The sequence below is a fragment of the Winogradskyella sp. genome (assembly GCF_028289625.1).
In the GTDB taxonomy this organism is placed as follows: Bacteria; Bacteroidota; Bacteroidia; order Flavobacteriales; family Flavobacteriaceae; genus Winogradskyella.
In genome coordinates this window covers 1-26,439 of sequence record NZ_JANQOM010000079.1, presented here as the reverse complement: position 1 = coordinate 26,439, position 26,439 = coordinate 1, and the positions used below count along the sequence as shown (strand labels likewise).

Genomic DNA, 26,439 nt, shown 5'->3' with positions numbered 1-26,439 from the left:
CTTTTACAATGAAAATCTTCAAGATAATAATACCAACTTCCTTTTTACTAATTCTATTGAAGGTGTAGGTGCTATAAATAGTCTTAACCTATCTAAAGTTTATGTGCTCACAACTAACCGAAGAACAGCTTCAGCTAGTGAATTGGTCATTAATAGCTTAAAGGCTTATTTAAATGATAACGTTATAGTCATTGGAGAAAATACTGTTGGTAAAACCCAAGCTTCTATTACTATTTATGATTCGCCTACATTAGCATTCGAAAACGTTAATCCGAATCACACTTACGCAATGCAACCCTTAATAGCCAATTCTACAAATGCGAATGATGAATTAGTGCCGCCTGATGGTCTTGCACCAGACATTTTATTAACGGAAGTAAGATATAATTTGGGTACGTTGGGAAATCCTGAAGAACCTTTATTAGCTGAAGCAATTGAAGACATACTGGGTGCTGGAAGGTCTTTTAACAACCAAAACGGAACTATTAATTTCCATTTAATTGAAGAAGACGGACAAATACATCCTTTGGAGCAGGAAATGTACATAGAAAAATAATAAAAATTGCTACCCCCTAAAAAAATTTACAATCTAATAGTTGTAAGTACGGACAATATAGACCGATTAATAGTAAAGCCGCTAAAAAGCGGCTTTACTAATTGGGATAAATAAAACGCTTAAATCCCATAGCTCTTTAAACTAAGTCTAGAAGCTTAGACAACCTGTTTTTCAAACGCTATATAATGTGTTGTTTGATCATTGTACAGCGGAATAATACGAACCTCGCATTTATAAGGCGTTCCATCTTTCTTATAGTTAAAAATTATTTCTTTAAAGGGTTTGTCCTTAGCTATATTTTGTCTTATGGTGTTTTTGGTCTTTTTTGATGTTTTTTCACCCTGTAGAAACCTCGGCGTTTTATGTATGGCAAAGGTTTTAGAATATCCCGTCATTTCCGTAAAGCCATTGTTAACCCAAATAATGTTTTGGTTTTTATCAGTAATGACCAAAGCTTCATAATCATTATCTTCAAAGGCTTTTACGAGATCGTTTTTCCATTTGAATTTTCGTGCAAATGTGAGCACCTGATCTAATTCTATCCTCTTTAGAGTTTGTGCAATTCTACCATGGTAATCCGTCATAAAAATATCCCAACTCATTAAAGGCATCACCTTAAATTTTGCTGTTTCAATGTCTTTTTGAAATTTTTTAAGCAGTAAGTTTTTGTTGTTGAAGGTATAAATATCCAGACAACTCATATTGTTAATATTACTCGCCATAATTTTCAATTATTCTTCTTTATGACCCAAAAATAATAAAATGTAACTGAAATATCCTAATGAATGTATTTAGCACTACGAATTGTAATATAGAATTGGCCTTTATCTAAATTTAAAGCTTCATTTTCCTATATTTGTAGTATAATTTGGTTTGCTGCCTAATCGATTAGGTAACGATTAAAAGGGAATTTGGTGAAAGTCCAAAGCTGTTCCCGCAACTGTAAGCTTAGTCCCTAATATATATCTGGGATGCTTGTAATAACATTTAAACAGAGTCCACTGTTCCGAGAAATCAGAATGGGAAGGATTATTACAAGACGTAAGTCAGGAGACCTGCCAATTATTTATTAATCTTTAAAACGACGGCTTTCGGGTAAAAAGCCTTGTGTTTATGAAACAAATCGTCTGCATATTATTTATAGGCGTGTTGTCTAGTTACGAAATTTATGCTCAAAAAGATAGTATCACCGTTCTTAAAGAGGTACAACTTAAGCATATTAAAATTCGCGATTCTATCTATACAACCAATACCGTTGTATTAAGTGATAGTGTATTAAGACAAAACCAAGCTTCACTTACCAATCTACTTAATTTTAACAGTCCTATTTATTTCAAAGAAAATGGTCTTGGAATGGTATCCTCACCATCCTTTCGAGGTACAACAGCCTCTCAAACCGCAGTGCTATGGAACGGTATCAATATCAATTCCCAAACTACAGGTCAAACTGATTTTAACACCATTAATACAAGAGGTTTTAACAAAATAGAAGTTAGGGCTGGAGGTTCGAGCGTCTCTACTGGCAGTGGTGCAGTTGGTGGCACCATTAATTTGGTAAACGAACTTCACTATGACACAGGTTTCAACAATGAGCTTTTTGCTAACTACGGTGAGTTTAACACCTATGGCATGGATTACCGTACAGAATATGCCAATAAGGAATTCAGTATTATGATTGGACTTTCTCGAAACGGTTCTGATAACGATTATCCTTTTCCGGAAACAGATATCATAAATGAAAATGGGCAATACTACAATAGTAATTTTAGTTTTGCTTCAGGTTATAAATTGAATAAAAAAAATACTATTAATATTTATGCCAATGTTTATGATGGCAGAAGAAATTTTTCTGTACCTACCCCTAATGCTTTAAGGACAAAATATACCGATTTCAACACTCGTGCTCTTGTGGAATGGGAAAGTATCATTGGCAAATATGTATCTTCCAATCTTAAATTAGCTAGTATAACTGAAGAATATAATTTTTTCGCAAATATTGACAATGATTTTTTCACATTCGGAAGGGTAAATAGCTTTATTGTAAAATACAATTTGGATTACAAACCTTCAAATAAAGTATTACTAACGGCGGGTACTCATTACATTCATAACAATGGAAGAGGATCTAACATACAATCCGAAACACGAAATCTTACGGCTGTAAATGTAGGTATTAAGCATTTTGTTTCAGATGCTTTTTTATATGAAGTTACATTACGACAGGAGACCAATGAACAATTCGGTAATCCTCTGCTTTATTCGGCAGGCATAAGTTACCGTCCAACTTCTTTCTATCAGCTTAAATTAAACACATCTAAGAATTTTAGGATACCTACTTATAATGATTTGTACTGGACAGGATTGGGAGACCCTAACCTTAAACCAGAAACATCATATCAAGGGGAAATAAGCCATAATTTCTCAATAAAAAATGCCTCTTTTGCAATAACAGGATATTACAATTCAGTTACTGATTTATTACGTTATGTTCCAGGAACTGACGGTATCTTTAGACCAGAAAACACTAATAAAGTAGAGATTTATGGTTTGGAATGTCTTTTGAATGCCGAAAAAAACATCAATGATCATAAATTTACTGCCAATGCCACCTATGCCTATACGGTTTCAGAAAACCAAGAAACAGGACGACAGCTTATTTATGTACCGTTCCATAAATTCACAACATCAGTAGGATACGCCTATAAAAAACTCTCAGCCTATTACCAATATATAAACAATGGGGAGGTTTTCACTACAACAGATAATGCTACCAATAATATCTTAGATAGCTACATAGTGGCAAATTTAGGTGTTGATTATACCTTTGGCACAAGCATTAGTTACAAAGTAGGATTCCAAGTATTGAACCTATGGAACGAAGCTTATGAGAGCGTCTTAAACCGACCCATGCCTGGAAGAAATTTTAATACTTACGTCAACCTCATTTTTTAAACTATGAAGCATTTTTCATTCAGACATTCAGTTTCATTTCTCGCCATAGTGTTCTCGTTTATTTCATGTACGAGTGAGGACCGCGAAACACCTATTGACCCACCACCACTTTCAGGCGATTATAGTAATGGGGTTTTTATTTTAAATGAAGGCAATTTTGGTTCCGTAAATGCTTCCGTATCTTTTTTAGATGAAAGCGACCAGGTTTTTGGAAACATATTTTCAAATGTTAACAGTGCTAATTTGGGAGATACAGCACAAAGTATGGGCTTTAATGGTGATAATGCTTATATCGTAGTTAACAATAGTGCTACTGTAGAAGTGGTAAATCGAAATACCTTTGACCGAATAGCTACCGTTACCGATATGTTAGTAAATCCCAGATATATTGTCTTTAGCGGTAATAATGGATACATCTCTAACTGGGGTGATCCCAACAATATCAATGACGATTATATTGCTGTACTAAATTTAGAGACTAATTTGGTAGAAAGTACTATTTCGGTAGTTGAAGGCCCTGAAAGATTACTTATAAATAATGGTAAGCTCTATGTGGCTCATAAAGGTGGTTTTGGCTATGGGAACACCATTTCTGTAATTGATTTGGAGGCTCAAAATGTTATTGAAAGTATACCTGTAGCCGATGTCCCAGACGGATTGGTCATTACTAATGGTTCATTATATGTTACCTGTACGGGAAAGTTACCCTTTACTCAAGACGAGACTATCGGAGGAATTTTTAAGATAGATACTGCGGATGCTACTGTGGAATCTTCGCTTATGTTTCCTGAAGGTATACACCCCAATTCTTTAGAATACATTAACAACACACTTTACTACACGGTTGAAAACGCTATGTTTAATATAAAAATTTCAAATTTCCAGCTACCATCAGCACCTTTGTTTGAAGCTTCTGATAATGGTTTGGAAATTCTCTATGGCTTTAATGTCCATAATGGGAACATATACGTAGCAGATGCAAAAGATTATATTTCTAATGGCGAAGTCTTTATTTACAGTTTAGATGGTGTATTACAAAACCAATTTAATGTAGCCATTATTCCAAATTCATTTTATTTCAATAATCTATAAAACCATTTAATTATTTCGTTTATGAAACACCTTTACAAAAAATCAATAGCATTTATCACTGTACTTCTTTTAAGTACAGCTGTATTCTCTCAAGACTTCTCTGAAGGAGTTCTAATACTAAATGAGGGACTGTTTGGCTCTGACACGGCTTCAGTATCACATCTTAATGAATCTGGAATGCTAACTAACGACGTATACAGTACTCAGAACAGCAGTATGGCATTAGGTAACACGGCTCAAAGCATGGGTTTTAATGGTAACTTCGCCTACATTGTTCTTAACGGGACCAATGCCGTTCGTGTCGTAAACCGAACTACTTTTCAGGTAGTTACGACTATTACAAATCAAATGTCGAACCCTCGTAACATAGCTTTTGCAAATGGTAATGGCTATGTAACCAATTGGGGAGACGGCGTAGTAACTACAGATGATTACATTGCCGTCATTGACCTTGCAACCAATACGGTTACAGGTACCATTCCTGTAGTTGAAGGTCCAGAAGAAATTGTAGAAAAAAACGGAAACCTTTTTATAGCTCACCAAGGTGGGTTTGGTCAAGGAAATACGATATCAGTAATCGATACCACAGACAATTCTATTCAGAGTATTACGGTTGGTGATGTTCCTTCTGCACTTAAGGTAGACGACAACAACCTTTACGTATTATGTAGTGGCAACCCGAGTTTTACAGGAAATGAAACTGCTGGGTCACTCTTTATCATTGATTTAAATAACTATACGAACATTATAGAATTTACCTTTCCAGGTTTAGAACATCCTGCCTTTTTAGGTTTAGACACAACCGATTTATTCTACACTTTAAATTCTGATATTTATAAAATGGATTTAACGGCTAGTTCACTTCCAACGGTACCATTTATAGATACTGCTGCTCAAAGTGTTTCTACGCCTTACAGCTTTAACAAAATTGGAAATCAATTGTATTTAGGTGACGCTTTGGATTTTGTTAGTAATGGTACAGTTTTCGTTTACGAGGACAACGGAAGTTTTAGTACACAGTACACAGTAGGTTTACTTCCTAATGCTTTTTATGACGCAGGAGAAAATACTTTGGGTATTAATGATGTATCTCAGAACTCAATTACTTTGTATCCTAATCCAGCATCTAACAATTTTAAACTAAATACTCGGGAATACGTCAACGTTTCAATTATAGATGTTTCTGGACGATTGGTAAGACAAACCAAATTCGTAGGTCAAAATATCTCATTGGAAGGGTTAAACACAGGAATGTATATTGTTCAACTCGAAATCAACGGGAAAACCACCACACAAAAATTAATGGTAAAATGAAAACAGTAGCTTTCTCGCTATTTCTAACTGTGTTCAGTATTCAGGCACAAAGCTATCCGCCGGCAGCAGGAGAATCTGGCTCTACCGCTATAGCTACAGATAGTCCTTTGTTTGTTGCCTGGGCAACTGGTATAACTGTTGAGCGAGGTTTAGTAGATATTTCAAATCCCACTACAGTACATATGGGCAGTAACTTTGCATCCTTTGGTCAGCCAGAGGATGCATTAGGACCAGCCACTAATTCACCTGTAAGCCTTGGAGATGCTGGCGTGGCTGTCCTTACATTTAGCACACCAATTGGAGATGGTCCAGGATTTGATTTTGCTGTGTTTGAAAATAGCTTTAGTGATACGTTTTTAGAATTGGCTTTCGTAGAAGTAAGTTCAGACGGCACTAATTACTTTAGGTTTCCTTCACATAGTGAAACCCAGACAAGTACACAGGTAGATGGTTTTGGGGATTTAGACCCTACATTTCTTAATAACCTAGCAGGCAAGTATCGTGCCCTATTTGGTACGCCATTTGACATTTCTGCATTGGATGATGACCCACTGTTAGATAAAAACGCTATAACGCATGTAAAAATAGTAGATGTAGTAGGTAGTATTGCACCAGAATACGCAAGTTATGATAGTTTTGGCAACGCTATTAACGATCCGTTTAGTACACCTTTCTGGACTGGTGGTTTCGACTTAGATGCTGTTGGAGTTATTAATCAAGGAATGCTTAGCGTCTCAGAATTTGAAAAAATTCAAGTTTCAATATATCCTAATCCTGTTGCCGAACAACTATTTGTTAAAACCGATCAATCGGTAAATTACAAAATATTCGATATTCAAGGACGTGAAATGCTATCTGGAGTCTCTGATAATAACAGACCTGTAGAGGTATTTTCTCTCCAAAACGGTCTTTATGTGTTTAGGGTAATAACCGAAGAGATTAAGAAAGATTTAAAATTCATTAAAAAGTAAACAAAAAAAGCCTAGGTCTAAAATTACAAGGTTGTGAGATTAAAACAAACATAAAGTCTTGTTTTAATGTTGACCAGACAAGACAATTCATCATATGAAATTGGTAGGTTTCCTAACTTTTCTTTACGATATCGCCTTCATAGGATACCTGTAATATTGAAGATAATACCAACTTCATAAACAAAGTATCAAAGTAAACAATTTAGGTAAAACTTTAAATAATCTTACTTTTGAGCTTATAATGCATCTAAAAAAATGAAACCATCCGTTTTCCTTCTATTCTTAATTGCTTTTGTTTCTTGTAAAAATGAATCCGCCAAAACAGTTGTTGATAATACAACTGGTGAATCTTTAGAATTAAAGTATGCCGATGGGTTCAAATTTCAAGATTTTAAAGCCTACAAAGTACTTGAGATTAATAAAGCTTGGCCTGAGGCTACTAAAAACTTTACATATCTTATAGCTTCTAGCAAAGAATTGTCTAAAATGACGTTTCCAAAAGATACATACGATGGTATCATTACAAACGATATAAAAAAAATAGTGGTCACCTCAACAACACATATTCCCGCCCTAGAACTGCTAGGTGCTGAGCAAACTTTAGTTGGCTTTCCTGGTACGAATTACATTTCCTCAGAAAAAACAAGAAAACGTATTGATGCTGGTGACATAAGAGAATTAGGAAAAAATGAAGGTATAAATACAGAAGTTCTACTCGAACTGAATCCAGATTTAGTCGTAGGTTTTGGTGTTGATGGAGTCAATAAAACTTTTGAAACCATTAAAAAAGCAGGAATTCCGGTAGTCTATAATGGTGATTGGGTGGAGTCCTCTGCATTGGCAAAGGCAGAATGGCTAAAATTTTTTGGGGTGCTTTTCAATAAAGAAAAGGAAGCGGATTCTATCTTTAACCAAATCGAAAAAGATTATCTAGCGGCTAAAGCTATTGCAAAACAAGCCAAAACGCAGCCTACAATTTTAAGTGGAGCCATGCATAAAGACGTATGGTATTTACCAAATGGATCTAGTCCAGAAGCACAATTTTTAAAAGATGCCAATGTCAATTACTTATGGAGCGAAACCACAGGAAATGGCAGTTTGGCCTTAAGTTTTGAAGCGGTATTAGATAAAGCCAAAGATGCCGATATATGGTTGAGTCCATCTTACTACACAAGTTTTAATCAACTTGAAAATGCAAGTTCGTTATACACCAATTTTAATGCTTTCAACAATAAGTCTGTTTATACATTTTCTAGTACAACTGGTGAAACAGGTGGAGTACTCTACTATGAGCTAGGTACAGCGAGACCGGATTTGGTGCTAAAAGACATCATAAAAGTGTGCCATCCTGAACTTTTGAAAGATTATGCTCCTTACTTCTTTAAACCGCTGGATTAATTGAATCATCAAAAAGCATATCATTTTCAGTTTGTTTTGCTTATGGCAATACTCGTTGTGTGCTTTTTTGTCAATGTTAGTTTGGGTTCGGTACACATACCTTTCAAAAGCATTTTCGGAAGCCTTTTTGGAAGCATCGACAATAACACTTGGGAGGTTATTATAACAGACTATCGCTTGCCTAAAGCGATAACAGCTGTTTTAGTGGGCTCTGGTTTAGGTATTTCTGGTTTACTCATGCAAACCCTTTTTAGAAATCCGTTGGCAGGACCATTTGTTTTAGGCATAACTTCTGGAGCTAGTTTAGGTGTGGCTTTAGTGATTTTAGGCTCTGGTCTATTTGGAGGGTTTTTGGCTACAGCCTTGATTTCGAAATGGAGTATTGTCATAGCAGCAAGTTTGGGTAGTTTTTTGGTATTATTGGCAGTTTTAGCCGTTTCTAATCAGGTAAGAGATACGATGGCCATCCTCATCATTGGTTTAATGTTTGGCAGTATTACTGCCGCTGTGGTTAGTGTCCTCTCTTATTTTAGTTCAGCAGAACAACTACAACAGTATATTTTTTGGGGATTTGGAAGCCTTAGCAATTTATCATGGCAAGAATTGTTGATTTTCTTCGGAATTTATCTTGTTGGTATCCTCCTAAGTGTTGTTTCAATCAAAGGATTAAATAGTCTCCTACTTGGTGAAAACTATGCAAAAAGCTTAGGGTTAAACTTAAAACAGAGCCGCGTAATCATCATATTATCAACAAGCTTGATTGCTGGCACCATAACAGCTTTTGCTGGTCCTATAGCCTTTATTGGCTTAGCCATTCCGCATTTAACACGGCAAATTTTTAAAACGTCCAACCATAAGGTTTTACTTCCAGCCGTATTCTTATATGGTGCTATAGTTATGCTCATTTGCGATAGTATTGCGCAATTGCCAGGAAGCGATTATACCTTACCAATCAATGCTATAACAGCTATAGTTGGTGCTCCTGTAGTGATTTGGTTATTGGTCAGACAACGAAAAATGATGTTTTAAAGAATTTAGACGTATGAAGTTAGGAGCTAGAAGTTTTTTAATTGGTCTTTTTATTCTTATACTGTTTGGATGCAGTAAGAACTTCAGCTCATCAGAGTTAGAGAAACATTTTACTACAGTTGAAATTGAAGATTTAAACAAAATCAACAATTTTTTTATCACCAAATTTTTGAAGAGTGATCAAAAGAATTTTAAGGAAGCTTTTTTATCATTTAAGCATAGGCTCGTATTTAAGGGTCAGTTTTCGAATAATGATGAATTGCTGTTCAAAAAGCAGCTAGAACTCTATAATTCAATCTCAAAATCGACCTTTGATGAAATCTGGGAAGTTGGTGTTACATCAGGACCACCTTTTCCCGATGAAACATATATGGACGGAAAAACCAACGGAAAATATTATTCATTTCTAAATGAACTCAGTGAAAGTAACGCCTTTGCCCAAAGCTGTTATGAGCGAATTGAACGAACTGGTGATTATAATGCGCTGCATTTAGATTCCTATTTTCATTATAACCGAGATACTTTTGATTATGACGATTTCCATAATCAATTAATTCTCGCCATTTACTATCTTACCGCAATAGATGCCTCCGAAAGAGATCAGAAACGCAAAAAAAGGTTTGAAGAATTTAAAGAAAAGGCAAAATTAGATTTTGAGTAAAGATCACAATAATATCATATTAAAAGCATCAGAGCTTTCCATTGGCTACAAAGCTAAAAAAGCCGAAAGTGTTGTGGCCTCTAACATCAATTTTGAGTTAGAAAAAGGACAGCTTATCGGCTTAGTTGGCGCTAATGGTATCGGAAAATCCACACTTTTAAGAACATTGATTAAAGTGCAACCCGCTTTATCAGGCTCCACTATTTTAAATGGCAAAGATTTAAAATCAACTACGAGTTTAGAACTTGCTAAGCAACTAAGTATAGTTTTGACTGAACCCATCAGTTCTAAAAACCTACTGGTTTATGAGTTGGTGGCTCTTGGCAGACATCCTTATACCAATTGGATTGGTAGTTTAACCGAGAGTGACATTGCAATCGTAAATAACGCACTCAAACTCGTCAATATAGAAGACTTAAAAACCAAACGATGTTATGAACTTAGTGATGGCCAATTGCAGAAAGTGATGTTAGCACGTGCCTTAGCTCAAGATACTGACATTATTGTATTAGATGAGCCCACCACGCACCTCGATATGTATCATAAGGCCTATATCTTAAAGTTGCTTCAAAAGTTGACCAAAGAGACAGGAAAAACCATATTGTTTTCGTCTCACGAAATTGATTTGGCCATCCAATTATGCGATACAATGATTGTGATGCAAAGCGATAAGGTGATCTTTGATGAGCCTTGCAACCTAATTTCTGAAGGAGTCTTTGCATCCTTATTCCCATCAGATTTGATTGTGTTTGATACTACTTCTGGAAGTTTTCGTGTTAATAAATAAGCTTTATTTCTACTTTTAAAAAAGGTATCTTTGAGTCTTACAATTTATTTAATGAACGACAATATCATCCTTATACTTGCTATTATAGTTTCTGCGGGAATTGGTGCCTATTTGGGTATGCTTTTTACAAAACTCAAAACCAAAAGTGAACAAAGTACTTTAGAGGAGCGTCAAAACCAATTGGGTTTAACTATTAATGAGCTTAAGCAAACTATTTCCAAAATTGAAAGTGAGCGTGAAGAGATTCGGCGTGAGAAAGAGTTTTTAAATGCTGAGTTATCTAGAAAAAACACAGAGTATGAGAATCTTCAGGACCAGAATCTTAAACGTGATGAGGAATTAGCTAAACAGCAAGAACAGCTTAGAAAGGATTTTGAACTGATGGCTTCAAAAATTTTAGACGAAAAATCCCAAAAGTTCACGCTTCAAAATAAAGAGAACATCAAAAACATCCTCAATCCGCTTGAGGAAAAGATAAAAACCTTTGAAAAGAAAGTTGAAGATACTCAAAAGGAAAGTATCAGTATGCATTCGGCTTTGAAAGAACAATTATTAGGTTTAAAAGACCTTAATCAGCAGATGGCTAAAGAAGCGACTAATTTAACTAAGGCCTTAAAAGGCGATAGTAAAACCCAAGGGAATTGGGGGGAATTGGTTTTGGAACGTGTTTTGGAAAAATCCGGATTAGAAAAAGATCGAGAATATTTTGTGCAACAAAGTTTTCAACTCGAGGATGGGTCTCGTGCCATGCCAGATGTGGTATTGCATCTTCCGGATTCCAAAAAGATGATTATTGACTCTAAAGTATCCCTTACCGATTATGAACGCATGGTCAATGCTGATGGAGATCAGCGTGAAGTATTCTTAAAGTCACATGTTAATTCAATAAAAAAACACGTCGATCAATTGTCTGAAAGAAACTATCAAGATTTATACGATATTGAATCGCCAGATTTTGTATTAATGTTTGTGCCTATAGAGCCAGCCTTTGCAGTAGCCATTAATGAAGATAATACGCTCTATAACAAGGCATTTGAACAGAATATTGTTATTGTAACTCCTGCGACCCTTTTAGCCACATTGCGTACCGTAGACACTATGTGGAACAACGAAAAACAGCAACAAAATGCCATAGAAATTGCTAGACAGGCTGGTGCGCTTTATGATAAGTTTGAAGGTTTAGTCTCTGACCTTACTGGAGTAGGTAAAAAAATTGACGCTGCAAAGAGTGATTACTCAGCAGCCATGAATAAGCTAGTTGAAGGGAAAGGGAACTTAATTTCGCGAGTGGAGAATATCAAAAAAATGGGTGCTAAGGCTAAAAATCCCTTCCCGAGACTATTATAAAACGTGCCACTGAAGATTTATAATGAAACCCATAATATGTACAAAACTGTTGACGCTTCAAGAATTCAGATATCTCAACTCATGTTGCCTTCACATTCTAACTTTAGCGGCAAAATTCATGGTGGTTATGTTTTAAATCTTATGGATCAGATTGCTTTTGCATGTGCTTCTAAACATTCTGGTGCCTATTGTGTTACGGCCTCTGTAGACACTGTAGATTTTATAAATCCGATTGAGGTTGGTGAATTGGTGACAATGAAAGCATCGGTCAACTATGTTGGTAAAACATCAATGGTCATTGGTATAAGGGTAGAATCTGAACACATACAAACCGGAGAAATTAAGCATTGTAATTCGTCGTATTTTACCATGGTTGCAAAGGATGAAAATAGCCATCCCACAGAAGTGCCCGGTCTTATTTTAAACGATAAAGTTGAAGTTAAGCGATTCCTTAAAGCCTTAACGCGTATAAAGACAAAACGACAACGACAAGCTGAGTTTGACAGCACAAGCTTTTCGTTACAGAATTACCTAAAAGAACTCGAAGGTTATCGCGTAAAAATAGAATTACCCGAAAATCAAGAATAAAAAAAAGCAATCTAAAATTAGATTGCCTTGTTTTATGATTGAATTTATCTACTGTTTTATAAATCTTTTTGTTTGTGTTCCTTGGTCACTAGAAACTTTAACCAAGTAGACTCCGCTTCTCCAATTAGTTACATCTATAGAGGATGATAATTGCGAAATCGATGCATGATACACACGCTTACCTAAAACATCAAATACTTCGAGTTTCATCTCATCATTTGAAGACAAAACAATATTTAATTTATCTTTTGCCGGATTGGGTGAAATTGTAAATTCAGTATTCTGAAGTTGAAAATCCGATATACTTAAAGGTGCACTTGCCGTTATATTATCTAAGTGCATTTCGGCATCCGTAACTTCCCCAATCCACGAAGGATTGGCATTACTTAATAGTCTAAGTTCAGTAACGCCAGCTAAAGTGGCATTTACATCTGTACCAGCTGCACTATTATCATTAGCTGCAGGTGCAGACAACAAATCTGACGAAGTAATAGGCAATGTTACTTGTGTCCAACCACTACCTGCAGTTACAATAAATCCGGGTGAGGAAAAGTTTCCACCTGGGCCTGTAATCGAAGCTCGTATCGTTATATCAACATTCAATGCCCTCACATCAACAATAATTGACCCTACACCTTCGGAGATAAAATTACCTGTCCATTGTGTAGTATTTCTTATAATCAATCTTGAACCAGCACCAGTTGTATTTTGTGTGGTGTAGTCTCTTAAATAACTATCGTCAGCCCCATTTGGGCCATCAGTAGATACATTCTCTGCTGGTGCTCCTGATGCACCTGCCTCAAACCAACCTTGCTCTGTACTATCCTCAAAATCATCAACTTGATTTAGTGTCACTTGAGCACTAAGAATTGATAATGAAAACAGTAAAGAAAAAATAGGTAAAGTTCTTTTCATACATATAGATTTTGTGCTAAGTTAATAATTATTAATGAAACGCCTCTACCGTTCATCGAAAACAAATAAGATTTTACTTACTTAAATACATCTTACGTCGAGAATATAAGTCGTAGAACTCATCTTCTTTAAGACTATCAATAAAAAGAATACTCTCGCCTGTACTCTTCATTTCTGGCCCTAATTTCTTGTTCACATTAGGGAATTTGTTAAATGAAAATACAGGTTGTTTAATGGCGTAACCGTCTAATCTCGGTTTAAAATCAAAATCAGTGACCTTGTTTTTTCCTAGCATTATTTTCGTGGCATAGTTGACATAAGGTTCTTTGTAAGCCTTTGCAATAAATGGAACCGTACGCGACGCTCTCGGATTGGCTTCAATAATATAAACGGTATCATCTTTAATAGCAAATTGAATATTAATTAAACCAACAGTATTAAGAGCCAATGCAATCTTCTTTGTATGGTCTTTGATCTGTTGCATTACAAATTCGCCTAAATTAAATGGAGGTAGCGTTGCATTACTATCGCCAGAATGTATGCCACAAGGCTCAATATGCTCCATAATACCAATAATGTAAACATTCTCGCCATCACATATTGCATCGGCTTCGGCTTCAATGGCTCCATCCAAATAATGGTCTAAGAGTAACTTGTTATTTGGTATCTTTCTTAACAGGTCAACCACATGCTCTTCTAACTCTTGCTTGTTAATCACAATCTTCATGCCTTGACCTCCAAGTACATAAGACGGCCTTACCAATATTGGAAAATGCAAACGATCGGCAATAGCTAAGGCTTCATCCGCAGTCTCTGCAGTATCAAATTCTGGATAAGGAATATTATTATCTTTTAACAAGGTTGAAAAGTTGCCACGGTCTTCAGCCAAGTCCAAAGATTCGAAATTGGTTCCCATAATCTTCACACCATAACGCTCTAACTTCTCAGCAAGTTTTAAAGCTGTCTGCCCACCGAGCTGTACGATGACACCTTCTGGTTGTTCATGTTGAATAATATCGTAGATGTGTTCCCAGAAAACAGGTTCAAAATATAACTTATCTGCAATGTCAAAATCTGTAGAAACTGTTTCTGGGTTACAGTTGATCATAATCGTTTCGTAGCCACATTCCGCAGCAGCCAATACACCATGAACACAGCAATAATCAAATTCAATACCTTGACCAATACGATTAGGACCAGAACCTAAAACAATGATTTTCTTCCTATCTGTTACAACACTTTCATTAGCAACTGAAACCGTTCCGTCTGCAGTCTCCACCTCACTTTCAAAGGTCGAGTAGTAATATGGTGTCTGTGCTTTAAATTCAGCAGCACAAGTATCTACCAATTTATAAACACGGTTAATTTTAAGCTCTCTACGTTTGTTATGGACTTCACTTTCTAAGCATTGTAACATATGTGCTATTTGACGATCACCATAACCTTTTTGTTTGGCTTCTAACAGTAGTTCCCTATGAATTGAGTCTATAGTATAGGTAGAAATTTCCTTTTCGAGCTGGAACAGCTCTTCATATTGTTTTAGGTACCACATATCAATCTTTGTAATCTCATGAATACGACTTAGAGGAATTCCCATTTGTATGGCATCATAAATCACAAATACACGGTCCCAACTTGCATACCTCAGCTTATTAATGATGGTGTCATAGTCTTTATAACCCTTGCCATCTGCACCTAAACCGTTTCGCTTAATTTCTAGCGATTGCGTCGCTTTGTGCAATGCTTCCTGAAATGAACGTCCAATACCCATAACCTCTCCTACTGCCTTCATTTGTAGACCCAAAGTTCTATCAGAACCTTCAAACTTATCGAAGTTCCAACGTGGAATCTTAACAATAACATAGTCTAATGTTGGCTCAAACAGTGCCGAAGTGGATTTGGTAATTTGATTGCTTAATTCATCAAGGGTATAACCTAAGGCCAATTTAGCCGCAATTTTGGCAATTGGATACCCTGTGGCTTTACTTGCTAATGCCGAAGAACGTGAAACCCTAGGGTTAATTTCTATGGCAATAATTTCTTCTTCCTCATCTGGACTTACCGCAAACTGTACATTACATCCACCAGCAAAATCACCAATGCTTCGCATCATATGGATGGCCATGTCTCGCATTTTCTGGAAGGTCTTGTCTGATAAGGTCATGGCTGGTGCCACGGTTATGGAATCACCAGTATGAATTCCCATCGGATCCATGTTTTCTATGGTACAAATGATAACAACATTGTCATTTCTGTCGCGCAATAACTCTAGCTCATACTCCTTCCAACCCATCATCGCCTTGTCGATCATCACTTCGTGGATAGGCGAAATTTCTAGACCTCTAGTGAGTGCCTTATCAAATTCGGATTCATCGTATACAATAGAAGCTCCCGCACCACCCAAAGTGAAGGATGCTCTAATACATAGCGGGAATCCAAATTCCTGAGCAATTTCTTTGCCTTTTAAGAAAGAGGTCGCCGTTTCTTGAGGTGCCATGCCCACACCTATCTTTGTCATCAAATCCCTAAACTGTTCTCTGTCTTCCGTTATGTTAATGGCATCAATATTAACACCAATAATATCTACATTAAAATCGTCCCAAATCCCTTTTTCATCAGCTTCGATACAAAGGTTTAAAGCTGTTTGTCCACCCATTGTTGGTAAAACTGCATCAATTTGCGGATGCTCCTTTAAAATTTTGATAATAGACTTTGTATTAAGCGGTAATAGATACACATGATCAGCCATGGTTGGGTCTGTCATTATGGTCGCTGGGTTAGAATTGATAAGAATCGTTTCTATACCATCTTCTCTAAGAGAGCGCAATGCTTGAGAACCTGAGTAATCGAATTCACAAGCCTGACCGATAATAATTGGACCAGAACCGATAAGTAAAATGGATTTAATGTTTTTGTTTTTTGGCATGAGATTGTCTTTTGGTTTGCAAAAATAAATATCAGTAGGGTATAAAAAAAGGTGTTACACCTAAGTAACACCTTTAAAATATTAACAATTGTTAATCATTATTTTTTATGTCTTAATTCTGAAGATACAGACAATTTCTTTCTTCCTTTAGCTCTTCTTCGTGCTAAAACTTTTCTTCCGTTAACAGAAGCCATTCTTTCTCTGAAACCGTGCTTGTTTCTTCTCTTTCTTTTAGACGGTTGAAACGTTCTTTTTGGCATGTCTTATCTATTTAAGTCTTATTTTCTTTCTAATGCTTTGATGCTATTTCAAAACTGCGTGCAAATATACAACAAGTTTTTACTCTGGCAAGCCTGTAAATAAAATAATTTTGGTAGAATTTTATTAACTTTGCCCTCCTTTAAAATAATCCAGAACAATGTTCAACAAAAATATAAAACTCATTTTAGCCGCGTTAATTATTGCCTTTGGCATTTATCAATTTACCGAGGGCTACATTGGTAATGGCATTATGTATATTTTGCTATCAACCATTTTCATTTTCCTCTATTTTAAGAATGAAATAATTCTTTTAGCATTTTTAAGATTGCGAAAGCAAGATTTTGAAGGAGCAAAAAAATGGCTGAATAAAATAAAACATCCTGAATCGGCATTAGTCAAAAAACAACAAGGCTATTTGAATTATCTCAATGGGATCATGGTATCACAAACCAATATGAACGAAGCTGAAAAATACTTCAAAAAAGCAATAAGTTTAGGTTTATCGATGGATCATGATTTAGCCATGGCCAAACTCAATTTAGCAGGAATAGCATTTTCTAAACGTCGTAAACAAGAAGCTCAAAAATTATTATCAGAAGCCGAAAAGCTTGATAAGCGCGATATGCTTGCTGAGCAAATAAAAATGATGAAGCAGCAGATGAAGAAAGCTTCTATTCCAAAGCAACATTATGGGCAACCAACTTCTGCAAGACAACATAGAAGAAGTAGACGATAGCGTGATTAGTGATTAGTGATTAGTGATTAGTGATTAGTGATTAGTGATTAGTGATTAGTGATTAGTGATTAGTGATTAGTGATTAGTGAAACTAGAAATTTAATGTCAATTTCAAGAAAAGACTAATAAGCTTTATCATTAACCAACCGCTTACTATTAAAAAACTAATTCCTATTTATTATCAGAAGAACAAGTGAGCAGATACACTTAGCGGCTACTTATAATACCCCTCCTTAGGAATTTCAATTTGGTATAGCTTGCGCGACTTGTTATTGAGATGTCCTTCCCGTAACCAAGGGTTATGGATTTTAAGGATTTTGTAGTTGATACCAAACTGTTTTGCGAACTGAGAAAAATCGGTAACTGCAGTATCTACATCGACGGTATATGTTGGAATATGATTGTATAAATCGCTTTTATTAAAGTTAAAACCATATTTAGAAGGGTTATTGAGAATTTCTTTTAAAGCCAAAATTCTAAATACATATCTCTCAGTCTCATCAGGTAATAATGCATCATAATAACTATCCACCTGTTGTGCTTTAAGCCGCTTAGCTACACCATAAATTCCAGCGTTATATGAGGCTGCAGCTAGAGTCCAGGTTCCAAAACGTTCTCTGGCCTTTTTTAAATATTCTGCAGCTACTTTGGTAGATTTTTCTATATGATAACGTTCATCAACGTTTTTATTTATTTCTAAGCCATATTCTTTTCCCGTATCTCGCATAAAGTGCCACATTCCTGCTGCACCTGCACTCGAAGTCTCATCAATAAAACCACTTTCTGCTAAAGCCAAAAATTTAAAATCATCTGGCAGGTCATACTTTTCAAGTAGTGGTTCAATTATAGGAAAGTATTTTTGAGAACGCTTAAACAGTAATAAGCCATTAGATTGCCAATAGGTATTAACCAAAAGCTCTCTATCCATGCGTTCGTAAACATCAGGATCTTCTAAAGGAACTGGTTCACCAGCAAAATTTAAACCTTCAGGCATCTCTAAAGCATAGACATTATAATTGTTAACAATAGGGCTTTCCTTTCCGATGGTTTCATCTGAAGGTGCTTTTTGCATTGAGAAGATAAAAAGACCCGAAATACAGACTAATCCTATTCCTGCTAGTATATTTTTTAAGATTTGCATGGCATTATTTTTTTGTACAATGTAAAAAAACTATTGAATTACACAAACCTAAGCTTCAATAAGTTTCGGTAGATTTTCGTTAAACCACTTAAACTTGTTGATTATCATAATATGTGTGCCTCCTTTAATAACGATACAATCTCCTTGGCATGAATGCGGAAAAACAATGTCTTTATCTCCATGAATATAAATAGCCTCAGGGTGAGGCTCTTCTTGTTCCCAACAAACCACCTGTTTTATAGCCCAATCCAAATAGACTTTATCACTAACCGAGAGGTATTTTTTGTAAAGGTCAACACGTTTCTTAATAGTTTCCCCAAGTGCGTACTTGGCCAGTAGGTCTATGTTACTAACCAATTGGGTAGGTATAATCTTGTAGGCTTTGGTATATTTGAGCAATTTTAATCGCTTGGGCAATTCATGATGGGATTTTACACTAGATACAACGAACAGTTTCTTCAAGTTTAGAAACTTGCTCATCTCTTGCACTAACATACCACCAAACGAAACTCCTAACAGTACACTATTTTCATATGTAATAAAATCGCACATGCGCTTAGCATAGGCTTCTAAAGTTTCATCCTTTTCAGGAATTTGCCATTCCAACCAGTGAATTTTATAGTGGTCTTCAGGTAATTTTATATGCTCAAAAATTGTAGGATTTGCAGCCATTCCTGGCATTAAATATACGTGGGTTAAATTTGAGGTCATCCTAGAAACTTTTGATTTTAAATTAACTATTTTTCGCTGTAATCAAATACATAATTAGTTATTATTTAACCTTTTAACAACCTTATCTTAAAACTTAAGCTGATTTTTTGTACCTTTGCACTGCAAAACTATATAAAATATAGTATCTACTTGCCAACCGCTAACTTAAAAACAAAGAAAATTATGACTGAAACTGCTGAATTGATTGATAATGACTTTCTGCGTCAATATGAATTAAAGGTTGAAAATGAGATGGCCGTTATAGAATATTCCCTCCAAGAACGAAAGATATTCTTAACAAAGTTAGTAATTCCAGAAGCAATTAAAACTGTAGAATTTGAAAAGGAATTTTTGGCAATGGTATTTGACGATATTAAGGAGCGTAATATCTGTGTGGTTCCTACAAGTCCAGAAATCGCAAAATTTGTAAGAAGTAATAGAAAATATAAGCGCATGCTACCTGTTGGTATTCGCATATAATTTGAAAAAGAAATAAAGGAAAAAACCCAAAACTTTAAGTTTTGGGTTTTTTTATATTACTAAACTTTCAACAAAATCGAACCTTACCAATCCGTCATCATCAATCTTAGTCAAATGAACTTTGTGAAGCGTATTTACTAATTCAGGATTCCAAGGTGTTTTAACCTTCACATAGTTTTCTGTAAACCCATGAATATAACCTTCTTTGTTTTCGCCTTCAAATAAAACAGTGCGCTCCGTATGAAGCTGTTTTTCGTAAAATGCTCTACGCTTTTTTGCTGATAAGCCTCTTAGCATCTTACTTCGCTTTGCTCTAACATTTTTAGGCACTATTCCATCCATAGAAGCCGCTTCAGTATTATCACGTTCGGAATACGTAAACACATGTAAATACGAGATGTCTAATGCATTTAAAAAATTGTAAGTATCAAGGAAATGTTCGTCAGTCTCACCAGGGAATCCAACAATTACGTCCACACCAATGCAGGCATGAGGCATCACTTCCTTTATTTTTGAAACGCGATCAATGTATAATTCTCGCATGTAACGACGTTTCATTTTTTTTAGAATAGCGTTACTTCCACTTTGTAGAGGCACATGAAAATGAGGCACAAATGCTCTAGATTTTGAAACCAAGTCAATCGTTTCATTCTTAAGTAAATTGGGTTCAATGGATGATATCCTTAAACGTTCTATGCCTTCTACTTTATCGAGTTCAGTAACTAAGTCTAAAAAAGTATGCTCGTGCTTTTTGTTACCGAATTCCCCTTTTCCATAATCCCCTATATTAACACCAGTCAGCACAATTTCCTTAATCCCTTGCTCAGAGATTTCCTTGGCATTTTTAAGGACATTTTGCATAGTATCACTACGTGAAATACCTCTTGCTAAAGGAATCGTACAATAGGTACATTTATAATCGCAACCATCCTGAACTTTTAAAAATGCTCTTGTTCTATCACCAATAGAGTAGCTCCCAACATAGAAATCTGCATCTTCAATTTCACAACTATGAACTTCACCGACCCTTCGACCGCGCTCAGGATTATTTATTAGTTCGTTTATATAATACGTAACGTTGAATTTCTCAGTGGCACCTAAAACCAAATCCACACCCTCAACATCAGCCAGTTCCCGAGGCTTTAATTGTGCATAACAGCCAATGGCTGCGACAAAGGCTTCTGGATTAACTTTTTGAGCTTGTTTTACAATGGTCTTGAAGCGTTTATCCGCATTCTCGGTAACAGAACAGGTATTTATAACGTAGATGTCCGCCTTCTCCTTAAAGTCTACACGGTCAAATCCCTCATTACTAAAACTTCTTGCTATTGTAGAAGTTTCAGAGAAATTGAGCTTACAACCTAAGGTGTAAAATGCGACTTTTTTTGTTTCCATCTTTTGTCACCCTGAACTTGTTTCAGGATCTTTTTAAATTTACCTTTAACGCTAAATTTTTAACGAAAAATATCTTAAAATTTTTGTGGCTGCAAATTTACAACATATAAGTTACATGCAAAAACCCACTGGGCTCTTATTCAAATACCTAATTATTTGTATTACAATATGTTCTTGTGCTGCAAAAGATAACTCAAGTAAAGACCATTTGGTATTTCGATACAATGAGCACAAAAATATAGGTTCTTTAGATCCTGCTTTTTCAAAGGACATAGCTGATATTTGGGCAACACATCAGTTATTTAACGGTCTGGTACAAATGGATGATCAGCTTAATGTTGAACCATGCATTGCTAAAAGCTGGACTGTAAGCGATAGTGCAACCACTTATACGTTTAGATTAAGAAATGACGTATTTTTTCACAAACACCATCTTTTCGATACTTCGGCAAAGCCTGTCTTGAGCGAAGACGAAAGGCTCAGCAAACGAGATTCAACAAGAGCTGTAAACGCCTCGGATTTTGAATATAGTTTCAACAGATTAAAGGATAAATCCGTAGCCTCTCCTGGCAGTTGGGTTTTGAATAAAGTCGACCGTTTTTTCGCTGTTAACGATTCAACATTTAAAATTAAATTAAAACAACCCTTTCCTGCTTTTTTAGGCCTTTTGACCATGAAATATTGTTCGGTCGTACCTAAAGAAATTGTTGAGCATTACGGCAGCGATTTTAGATCGCATCCTATTGGTACCGGGCCATTTAAATTTAAGCGTTGGGAAGAAAACATTAAACTAGTCTTTAGACGAAACAACCATTATTTTGAAGCTGATGAAAATGGTAATGCATTACCTTACTTAGAAGCTATTGCCATTACATTTTTACCAGATAAGCAAAGTGAATTTTTGCAGTTTGCCCAAGGTAATATTGATTTTGTTTCGGGCTTGGATGCCTCTTATAAGGATGAAGTATTAACTTCTGAAGGTCATCTGCGTGAGCTTTACAAAGATGATGTAAATATGATTCGTGGGCCTTACCTTAATACAGAATACTTAGCCTTTTTTATGAAAACTGATGTAGAAGCCTTGCAAGCTTTAAAACTCAGAAAAGCTATAAACCTTGGCTTCGATAGAGCCAAAATGATGACTTACCTTAGAAATGGCATTGGCATTCCTGCTACTGGTGGTTTCATTCCAAAAGGTTTACCAGGTTTTGATAATGCTATTGGGTTTACCTATCAACCCGAAAAAGCAAAACAATTGATAAATGAATTTAAATCTGAAACTGGAATAACCAATCCGGAAGTGACTCTAACCACTACGAGCAATTACCTTAGTTTTTGTGAATTTATTCAACGTGAGCTTCAAAAAATCGGTTTGCAAGTGGATGTGGATGTAATTCCTGCCTCTAGCCTAAAAGATGCCAAAGCCAATGGTCAATTGGATTTTTTTAGAGCCAGTTGGGTAGCAGACTATCCGGATGCAGAAAATTATCTATCGCTCTATTATAGTAAAAATTTTGCACCAAATGGCCCTAATTATACGCATTACACTAACGATGAATTTGACCAATTATACGAAGCATCTTATCTAGAAACTAATCCTACTGAGAGAGCACAACTCTACACCAAAATGGATTCTTTAGTGATGGCTTCGGCACCAATAGTCCCTTTATTTTATGATGAAGTGGTACGTTTTAGCAGAAAAGAGGTTAGAGGTCTTGGGATTAATGCCACTAATTTATTGGAACTAAAAGCCGTGAAGAAAAATTAGAACTTCTCGAAATAATACAGATCATCACCTCCTTCTCCTTTAAGTCGTCTTGAGGATAGATAACCCGTAGTTAAATCATCATTTAAGAAAAATGAGAAATCATCACCTCTGCTATTAATAGGTTTTTCAAGAGATACTGGTACTTGCTCGCTATCATTTGAATTTAAATCGTAAACATAAATATCTATGCCTCCTTTGCCTCCTCTACGATTTGATGAGAAATATAACTTATTGTCTGTGCTTACAAATGGGAAAATCTCGGTACGCGATGAGTTAATAGTTTCCCCTAAACTGGTGACTTCTCCGTAAGTCTTATGATTGATTACAGACACCTTATACAAATCGGACTTGCCTTTGGTATCTTTAACATCTGCAATGAAATAAAGGGTATTACCATCTGGACTTAAGGCTGGATGCGCATAATTATAATCGGGTTGACAAAATGGTAAAGTTTCAAAATTAGTCCATCCTTTACCTTCAATATATTCTGCACGTCTAATCTGTAAGTTGTAAGTCTCAATGCCTTTTAGTTTATTGGTACCCTTGCCAAGTTGATTGGTCGTAAAATACATGTACTTCCCATCTTTAGAAAAGGTTGCAGCTGACATATTGAATCGTCCTAACTCTGTTTTCTTTATGGGTTCGGCATTATTAATTTCACCATCCTCACTTACTGGAGCTTCGTACATCGTATAAATAAACCCATCAAATTTATCTTTAATGGCCCTTCCGCGTTTTGTGGTAAGGTTATAGCTAAAAAACAATTTATCACCAACCACACGCGTGGCAAAATGGTCGAGTTCATTGTTAATTTTTAGCTTTTTTACGTCTACATCTTCACTTTGGGAAAAGCAAAAGGTAAAAGTTAACACAAGCAGTAATGTAAATTTGGTCTTTAACATCATATTATTCTCTTCTATAGGATTTAGTTATTTCAAAAACATGTTCTAAAATAGCTTCATCTTTTTCCGTAAACTCTTCCTTACGTCTTGCCATCACTACCTTGGCAACTTCAAAAGCTTTATTGGTTTTATAGGTTACGAAGCCTTTACTTCCACCCCAAGAAAAGCTTGGTACAAAATTACGAGGAAAGCCACTTCCAAAGATATTAGCACTTACACCAACAACCGTACCAGTATTAAACATGGTATTAATACCACATTTACTATGATCTCCCATCATAAGACCGCAAAACTGAAGTCCAGTTTTTGCAAATCCACCTGTTTTATAGTCCCAAAGTCTTACCTCGGCGTAATTGTTTTTTAAATTACTATTATTGGTGTCGGCACCTAGATTACACCATTCTCCTAAAACAGAATTTCCTAGGAAGCCATCATGTCCTTTGTTAGAATATCCAAACAATACTGAATTATTAACTTCTCCTCCTACTTTGCTGTAAGGCCCAACCGTCGTTGGCCCATAAATCTTAGTCGCTAATTTTAATGTTGCATTATTACAAAGTGCCAATGGCCCTCTTACTACAGATCCTTCCATAATCTCAGCATCTCGCCCAATATAAATGTGACCCGAACTTGCATTGAGCGTCACAAAATTGAGCTTAGCACCTTTTTCTATAAAAATGTTCTCTGGGTTGATGGTATTAATAGTAGTTGGAATCGGTTGCGACTTTCTGCCTTTAGTGATTAAATTAAAGTCGTCTTCAATGGCTTCTCCATTTTTAGAAAAAATATCCCAAGTGTGCTCTATCTTTAAAATATTTCTCTGAAACTCTATAGCTTCAAATTTTGAAAAATCCTTGACTTCCTCACCTTCCCTTGCAAAAAAAGCAATAACGTCCTCGCCTTTAAATAAAGCCTGATTATGCTTCAAGTTTTTAACAAATTCAACAACTTCAGCATTGGGAAGAAAAGACGCATTAATCATAATGTTGTCTTCCATTTCCACCATAGGGAATTTATCGGATAAATAATCTTCGGTAACTGTAGTTGTGGTATATTCTAAATACGATTCCCATTTTTGGCGAATCGTTAAAATACCAACTCTAATATCTGCAACAGGTCGCGTATATGTAAATGGTAAAAGATTGTCGCGATAAGGACCGTCAAAAAGTATGTAGTTCATTTGCTAATACATTTGTGTAAAAATAAAAAAAGCCTTTCTAGTAAAGAAAGGCTTTTTAAAATATCTAAATGCTTTAGCTTATTTTTTAAACTTTGCGTATTTGTTTTTGAATTTATCGATTCGACCAGCAGTATCTACCAACTTAGATTTACCAGTGTAATACGGATGAGAAGTTCTGGAAATTTCCAATTTAACTAATGGATATTCAACACCATCTACATCAATAGTCTCATTGGTATCTGCTGTAGACTTAGCTAAAAAGACATCATCGTTAGACATGTCTTTGAATGCTACAACTCTATAATTTTTTGGATGTATTTCTGCTTTCATCACTAAATGCTTTAAATAGTTTCGATTTTTTCGAGGTGCAAATTTAAATATTTTTTATAAATCCACAATGTTTTTAATACTTTTTATTTTCATTGTTTGCTGTAACAAATCCTTATCTTTGGGTACTAACTAGTCAATTAACTAAAACCCATCAAAAATTATGGAACATCAAAAACCAACCGCTGGTAAGTTTGCACTGAATTATGGAATCATTCTTGGCGTAATAATGTTAGCTATATCCGTAACAATGTATGTTACAGGGATGGCATTAGAAGGGGTACAATGGCCCGTATTCATCTACTATGTCTTATTTCCAATCATTATCATTTATGGTATTAGTCAGTTTAAAAAGACAAATGCCAATACTTTGAGTCTTGGGGACGGATTAAAAGTTGGATTGGCAATAGCTATTATAAGCGCACTGGTTTATGTAGTCTGGATCTTTGTTTTTAACTATGCTATTGACCCTGAATTCACTGCTCAATCCATGGAAGTCGTTAGGGAAAAAATGCTAGAGAACCCTAATATGACTGAAGAACAAGTAGAACAAAGTATAAAATGGGCTGAAATGTTTTCTAGTCCTTCAGCAGCGTCACTAGGCTGGACAGCTATGAGCCTGATTTTTGGTCTCATCTATTCGTTGATAGGAGGATTAGTAATGAAAACGAAATAATAAACCGCCTTAAATAATTTCTTTATTTTTGATGTCTAAGAAACATTTAGACAGCACTACATATGAACCTATCAGTAGTTATACCACTACTTAATGAAGAAGAATCCTTAATAGAATTATACGATTGGATTGTATCTGTGATGCAATCCAATTCATTTTCATATGAAATTCTTTTTATTGATGATGGCAGTACCGATGGTTCTTGGGATGTCATTACTCGACTTAGCCAAAATAACCTCAACGTTAAAGGTATTCGTTTTTTAAAGAATTTTGGCAAATCCCAAGCCTTACATGCTGGTTTTGCACAAGCCCAAGGAGATGTTGTG

The 26,439-nt window shown here is 35.6% G+C and carries 26 protein-coding genes and 1 riboswitch; of the genes, 16 read left to right on the top strand and 10 right to left on the bottom strand.

Features of this window, described 5'->3' with window-relative positions; all coding sequences use genetic code 11:
- Nucleotides 1-556, top strand: a 556-nt coding sequence (locus tag Q0992_RS15070; protein WP_299526295.1) for a S41 family peptidase, incomplete at its 5' end; no start/stop codon positions are given.
- A 155-nt stretch (nucleotides 557-711) separates the two neighbouring features.
- Here the strand turns inward: Q0992_RS15070 and Q0992_RS15065 are convergent.
- On the bottom strand, nucleotides 712-1,278 hold the full coding sequence (locus tag Q0992_RS15065) for a PAS domain-containing protein (protein WP_299526292.1): 567 nt from the start codon (nucleotides 1,276-1,278) through the stop codon (nucleotides 712-714).
- A 130-nt stretch (nucleotides 1,279-1,408) separates the two neighbouring features.
- Nucleotides 1,409-1,634: riboswitch (cobalamin riboswitch) on the top strand.
- A 35-nt stretch (nucleotides 1,635-1,669) separates the two neighbouring features.
- On the opposite strand from Q0992_RS15065, the gene Q0992_RS15060 reads away from it, so the two are divergent.
- From Q0992_RS15060 to Q0992_RS15015, 10 genes are all read left to right on the top strand, one after another.
- Nucleotides 1,670-3,508: a TonB-dependent siderophore receptor gene (locus tag Q0992_RS15060; protein ID WP_299526290.1), complete on the top strand. Its 1,839-nt coding sequence runs from the start codon at nucleotides 1,670-1,672 to the stop codon at nucleotides 3,506-3,508.
- 3 nt (nucleotides 3,509-3,511) lie between these two features.
- Nucleotides 3,512-4,600 carry a DUF5074 domain-containing protein gene (locus Q0992_RS15055; protein ID WP_299526288.1) on the top strand — a complete coding sequence of 363 codons (1,089 nt, stop codon included), beginning with the start codon at nucleotides 3,512-3,514 and terminating at the stop codon, nucleotides 4,598-4,600.
- Nucleotides 4,601-4,621: 21 nt separating this feature from the next.
- Nucleotides 4,622-5,914 carry a YncE family protein gene (locus Q0992_RS15050; RefSeq protein ID WP_299526285.1) on the top strand — a complete coding sequence of 431 codons (1,293 nt, stop codon included), beginning with the start codon at nucleotides 4,622-4,624 and terminating at the stop codon, nucleotides 5,912-5,914.
- Complete coding sequence (locus tag Q0992_RS15045; RefSeq protein ID WP_299526282.1) at nucleotides 5,911-6,885, top strand: T9SS type A sorting domain-containing protein; 975 nt, start codon at nucleotides 5,911-5,913, stop codon at nucleotides 6,883-6,885. The genes Q0992_RS15050 and Q0992_RS15045 overlap by 4 nt, the downstream gene beginning before the upstream one ends.
- 255 nt (nucleotides 6,886-7,140) lie before the next feature.
- Entirely contained in the window at nucleotides 7,141-8,283 is a 1,143-nt protein-coding gene (locus Q0992_RS15040) for an ABC transporter substrate-binding protein (protein WP_299526279.1), read from the top strand.
- 42 nt (nucleotides 8,284-8,325) lie between these two features.
- The gene (locus Q0992_RS15035; RefSeq protein ID WP_299526276.1) at nucleotides 8,326-9,312 is read left to right on the top strand and encodes an iron ABC transporter permease; all 987 of its coding nucleotides are present in this window, start codon (nucleotides 8,326-8,328) and stop codon (nucleotides 9,310-9,312) included.
- A 13-nt stretch (nucleotides 9,313-9,325) separates the two neighbouring features.
- A complete protein-coding gene (locus Q0992_RS15030) occupies nucleotides 9,326-9,973 on the top strand; it encodes a hypothetical protein (RefSeq protein ID WP_299526273.1) in 648 nt (215 codons plus the stop codon).
- Nucleotides 9,966-10,760 carry an ABC transporter ATP-binding protein gene (locus Q0992_RS15025; protein WP_299526269.1) on the top strand — a complete coding sequence of 265 codons (795 nt, stop codon included), beginning with the start codon at nucleotides 9,966-9,968 and terminating at the stop codon, nucleotides 10,758-10,760. The genes Q0992_RS15030 and Q0992_RS15025 overlap by 8 nt, the downstream gene beginning before the upstream one ends.
- Nucleotides 10,761-10,811: 51 nt before the next feature.
- On the top strand, nucleotides 10,812-12,107 hold the full coding sequence (gene rmuC, locus Q0992_RS15020) for a DNA recombination protein RmuC (protein ID WP_299526266.1): 1,296 nt from the start codon (nucleotides 10,812-10,814) through the stop codon (nucleotides 12,105-12,107).
- A gap of 36 nt (nucleotides 12,108-12,143) precedes the next feature.
- Entirely contained in the window at nucleotides 12,144-12,695 is a 552-nt protein-coding gene (locus tag Q0992_RS15015) for an acyl-CoA thioesterase (protein WP_299526296.1), read from the top strand.
- A 48-nt stretch (nucleotides 12,696-12,743) separates the two neighbouring features.
- Here Q0992_RS15015 and Q0992_RS15010 read toward each other — a convergent pair whose 3' ends face one another.
- The 3 genes from Q0992_RS15010 to rpmH all read right to left on the bottom strand — a co-directional run bounded on the left by Q0992_RS15010 (nucleotide 12,744) and on the right by rpmH (nucleotide 16,796).
- Entirely contained in the window at nucleotides 12,744-13,610 is an 867-nt protein-coding gene (locus Q0992_RS15010; RefSeq protein WP_299526263.1) for a T9SS type A sorting domain-containing protein, read from the bottom strand.
- Nucleotides 13,611-13,683: 73 nt separating this feature from the next.
- On the bottom strand, nucleotides 13,684-16,536 hold the full coding sequence (gene carB / locus Q0992_RS15005) for a carbamoyl-phosphate synthase large subunit (RefSeq protein WP_299526261.1): 2,853 nt from the start codon (nucleotides 16,534-16,536) through the stop codon (nucleotides 13,684-13,686).
- A 98-nt stretch (nucleotides 16,537-16,634) separates the two neighbouring features.
- A complete protein-coding gene (gene rpmH / locus Q0992_RS15000) occupies nucleotides 16,635-16,796 on the bottom strand; it encodes a 50S ribosomal protein L34 (protein WP_138434274.1) in 162 nt (53 codons plus the stop codon).
- Between the two features lie 158 nt (nucleotides 16,797-16,954).
- Here rpmH and Q0992_RS14995 point away from each other — a divergent pair, with 158 nt between their 5' ends.
- Nucleotides 16,955-17,533 carry a DUF2892 domain-containing protein gene (locus Q0992_RS14995; RefSeq protein ID WP_299526257.1) on the top strand — a complete coding sequence of 193 codons (579 nt, stop codon included), beginning with the start codon at nucleotides 16,955-16,957 and terminating at the stop codon, nucleotides 17,531-17,533.
- 214 nt (nucleotides 17,534-17,747) lie between these two features.
- On the opposite strand, the gene Q0992_RS14990 is transcribed toward Q0992_RS14995, so the two are convergent.
- Entirely contained in the window at nucleotides 17,748-18,674 is a 927-nt protein-coding gene (locus Q0992_RS14990) for a lytic transglycosylase domain-containing protein (protein WP_299526254.1), read from the bottom strand.
- A 48-nt stretch (nucleotides 18,675-18,722) separates the two neighbouring features.
- Nucleotides 18,723-19,385, bottom strand: a complete 663-nt coding sequence (locus Q0992_RS14985) for an alpha/beta hydrolase (RefSeq protein WP_299526251.1) — start codon at nucleotides 19,383-19,385, stop codon at nucleotides 18,723-18,725.
- A 183-nt stretch (nucleotides 19,386-19,568) separates the two neighbouring features.
- On the opposite strand from Q0992_RS14985, the gene Q0992_RS14980 reads away from it, so the two are divergent.
- On the top strand, nucleotides 19,569-19,865 hold the full coding sequence (locus Q0992_RS14980; RefSeq protein WP_299526248.1) for an N-acetyltransferase: 297 nt from the start codon (nucleotides 19,569-19,571) through the stop codon (nucleotides 19,863-19,865).
- A 51-nt stretch (nucleotides 19,866-19,916) separates the two neighbouring features.
- On the opposite strand, the gene mtaB is transcribed toward Q0992_RS14980, so the two are convergent.
- Nucleotides 19,917-21,260 carry a tRNA (N(6)-L-threonylcarbamoyladenosine(37)-C(2))-methylthiotransferase MtaB gene (gene mtaB / locus Q0992_RS14975; protein WP_299526245.1) on the bottom strand — a complete coding sequence of 448 codons (1,344 nt, stop codon included), beginning with the start codon at nucleotides 21,258-21,260 and terminating at the stop codon, nucleotides 19,917-19,919.
- Between the two features lie 115 nt (nucleotides 21,261-21,375).
- On the opposite strand from mtaB, the gene Q0992_RS14970 reads away from it, so the two are divergent.
- Nucleotides 21,376-23,028: an ABC transporter substrate-binding protein gene (locus Q0992_RS14970; protein ID WP_299526242.1), complete on the top strand. Its 1,653-nt coding sequence runs from the start codon at nucleotides 21,376-21,378 to the stop codon at nucleotides 23,026-23,028.
- Here Q0992_RS14970 and Q0992_RS14965 read toward each other — a convergent pair.
- From Q0992_RS14965 to Q0992_RS14955, 3 genes are all read right to left on the bottom strand, one after another.
- Nucleotides 23,025-23,933: a hypothetical protein gene (locus Q0992_RS14965; protein WP_299526239.1), complete on the bottom strand. Its 909-nt coding sequence runs from the start codon at nucleotides 23,931-23,933 to the stop codon at nucleotides 23,025-23,027. The genes Q0992_RS14970 and Q0992_RS14965 overlap by 4 nt on opposite strands.
- A 1-nt stretch (nucleotide 23,934) precedes the next feature.
- Nucleotides 23,935-25,110 carry a GlmU family protein gene (locus Q0992_RS14960; RefSeq protein WP_299526236.1) on the bottom strand — a complete coding sequence of 392 codons (1,176 nt, stop codon included), beginning with the start codon at nucleotides 25,108-25,110 and terminating at the stop codon, nucleotides 23,935-23,937.
- A gap of 78 nt (nucleotides 25,111-25,188) precedes the next feature.
- On the bottom strand, nucleotides 25,189-25,440 hold the full coding sequence (locus Q0992_RS14955; RefSeq protein WP_299526233.1) for a type B 50S ribosomal protein L31: 252 nt from the start codon (nucleotides 25,438-25,440) through the stop codon (nucleotides 25,189-25,191).
- Between the two features lie 160 nt (nucleotides 25,441-25,600).
- On the opposite strand from Q0992_RS14955, the gene Q0992_RS14950 reads away from it, so the two are divergent.
- Both Q0992_RS14950 and Q0992_RS14945 read left to right on the top strand, forming a co-directional pair.
- On the top strand, nucleotides 25,601-26,113 hold the full coding sequence (locus Q0992_RS14950) for a DUF4199 domain-containing protein (protein WP_299526230.1): 513 nt from the start codon (nucleotides 25,601-25,603) through the stop codon (nucleotides 26,111-26,113).
- Nucleotides 26,114-26,175: 62 nt separating this feature from the next.
- On the top strand, nucleotides 26,176-26,439 hold a 264-nt coding region (locus Q0992_RS14945), incomplete at its 3' end, for a glycosyltransferase (RefSeq protein WP_299526228.1).

Excerpts from the sequence above, each read along its gene's own strand:
- Q0992_RS15065 (WP_299526292.1), bottom strand. The coding sequence starts at position 1,278 with ATGGCGAGTAATATTAACAATATGAGTTGTCTGGATATTTATACCTTC.
- Q0992_RS15060 (WP_299526290.1), top strand. The coding sequence starts at position 1,670 with ATGAAACAAATCGTCTGCATATTATTTATAGGCGTGTTGTCTAGTTAC.
- Q0992_RS15055 (WP_299526288.1), top strand. The coding sequence starts at position 3,512 with ATGAAGCATTTTTCATTCAGACATTCAGTTTCATTTCTCGCCATAGTG.
- Q0992_RS15050 (WP_299526285.1), top strand. The coding sequence starts at position 4,622 with ATGAAACACCTTTACAAAAAATCAATAGCATTTATCACTGTACTTCTT.
- Q0992_RS15045 (WP_299526282.1), top strand. The coding sequence starts at position 5,911 with ATGAAAACAGTAGCTTTCTCGCTATTTCTAACTGTGTTCAGTATTCAG.
- Q0992_RS15040 (WP_299526279.1), top strand. The coding sequence starts at position 7,141 with ATGAAACCATCCGTTTTCCTTCTATTCTTAATTGCTTTTGTTTCTTGT.
- Q0992_RS15035 (WP_299526276.1), top strand. The coding sequence starts at position 8,326 with ATGGCAATACTCGTTGTGTGCTTTTTTGTCAATGTTAGTTTGGGTTCG.
- Q0992_RS15030 (WP_299526273.1), top strand. The coding sequence starts at position 9,326 with ATGAAGTTAGGAGCTAGAAGTTTTTTAATTGGTCTTTTTATTCTTATA.
- rmuC (WP_299526266.1), top strand. The coding sequence starts at position 10,812 with ATGAACGACAATATCATCCTTATACTTGCTATTATAGTTTCTGCGGGA.
- Q0992_RS15015 (WP_299526296.1), top strand. The coding sequence starts at position 12,144 with ATGTACAAAACTGTTGACGCTTCAAGAATTCAGATATCTCAACTCATG.
- Q0992_RS15010 (WP_299526263.1), bottom strand. The coding sequence starts at position 13,610 with ATGAAAAGAACTTTACCTATTTTTTCTTTACTGTTTTCATTATCAATT.
- carB (WP_299526261.1), bottom strand. The coding sequence starts at position 16,536 with ATGCCAAAAAACAAAAACATTAAATCCATTTTACTTATCGGTTCTGGT.
- rpmH (WP_138434274.1), bottom strand. The coding sequence starts at position 16,796 with ATGCCAAAAAGAACGTTTCAACCGTCTAAAAGAAAGAGAAGAAACAAG.
- Q0992_RS14995 (WP_299526257.1), top strand. The coding sequence starts at position 16,955 with ATGTTCAACAAAAATATAAAACTCATTTTAGCCGCGTTAATTATTGCC.
- Q0992_RS14990 (WP_299526254.1), bottom strand. The coding sequence starts at position 18,674 with ATGCAAATCTTAAAAAATATACTAGCAGGAATAGGATTAGTCTGTATT.
- Q0992_RS14985 (WP_299526251.1), bottom strand. The coding sequence starts at position 19,385 with ATGACCTCAAATTTAACCCACGTATATTTAATGCCAGGAATGGCTGCA.
- Q0992_RS14980 (WP_299526248.1), top strand. The coding sequence starts at position 19,569 with ATGACTGAAACTGCTGAATTGATTGATAATGACTTTCTGCGTCAATAT.
- mtaB (WP_299526245.1), bottom strand. The coding sequence starts at position 21,260 with ATGGAAACAAAAAAAGTCGCATTTTACACCTTAGGTTGTAAGCTCAAT.
- Q0992_RS14970 (WP_299526242.1), top strand. The coding sequence starts at position 21,376 with ATGCAAAAACCCACTGGGCTCTTATTCAAATACCTAATTATTTGTATT.
- Q0992_RS14965 (WP_299526239.1), bottom strand. The coding sequence starts at position 23,933 with ATGATGTTAAAGACCAAATTTACATTACTGCTTGTGTTAACTTTTACC.
- Q0992_RS14960 (WP_299526236.1), bottom strand. The coding sequence starts at position 25,110 with ATGAACTACATACTTTTTGACGGTCCTTATCGCGACAATCTTTTACCA.
- Q0992_RS14955 (WP_299526233.1), bottom strand. The coding sequence starts at position 25,440 with ATGAAAGCAGAAATACATCCAAAAAATTATAGAGTTGTAGCATTCAAA.
- Q0992_RS14950 (WP_299526230.1), top strand. The coding sequence starts at position 25,601 with ATGGAACATCAAAAACCAACCGCTGGTAAGTTTGCACTGAATTATGGA.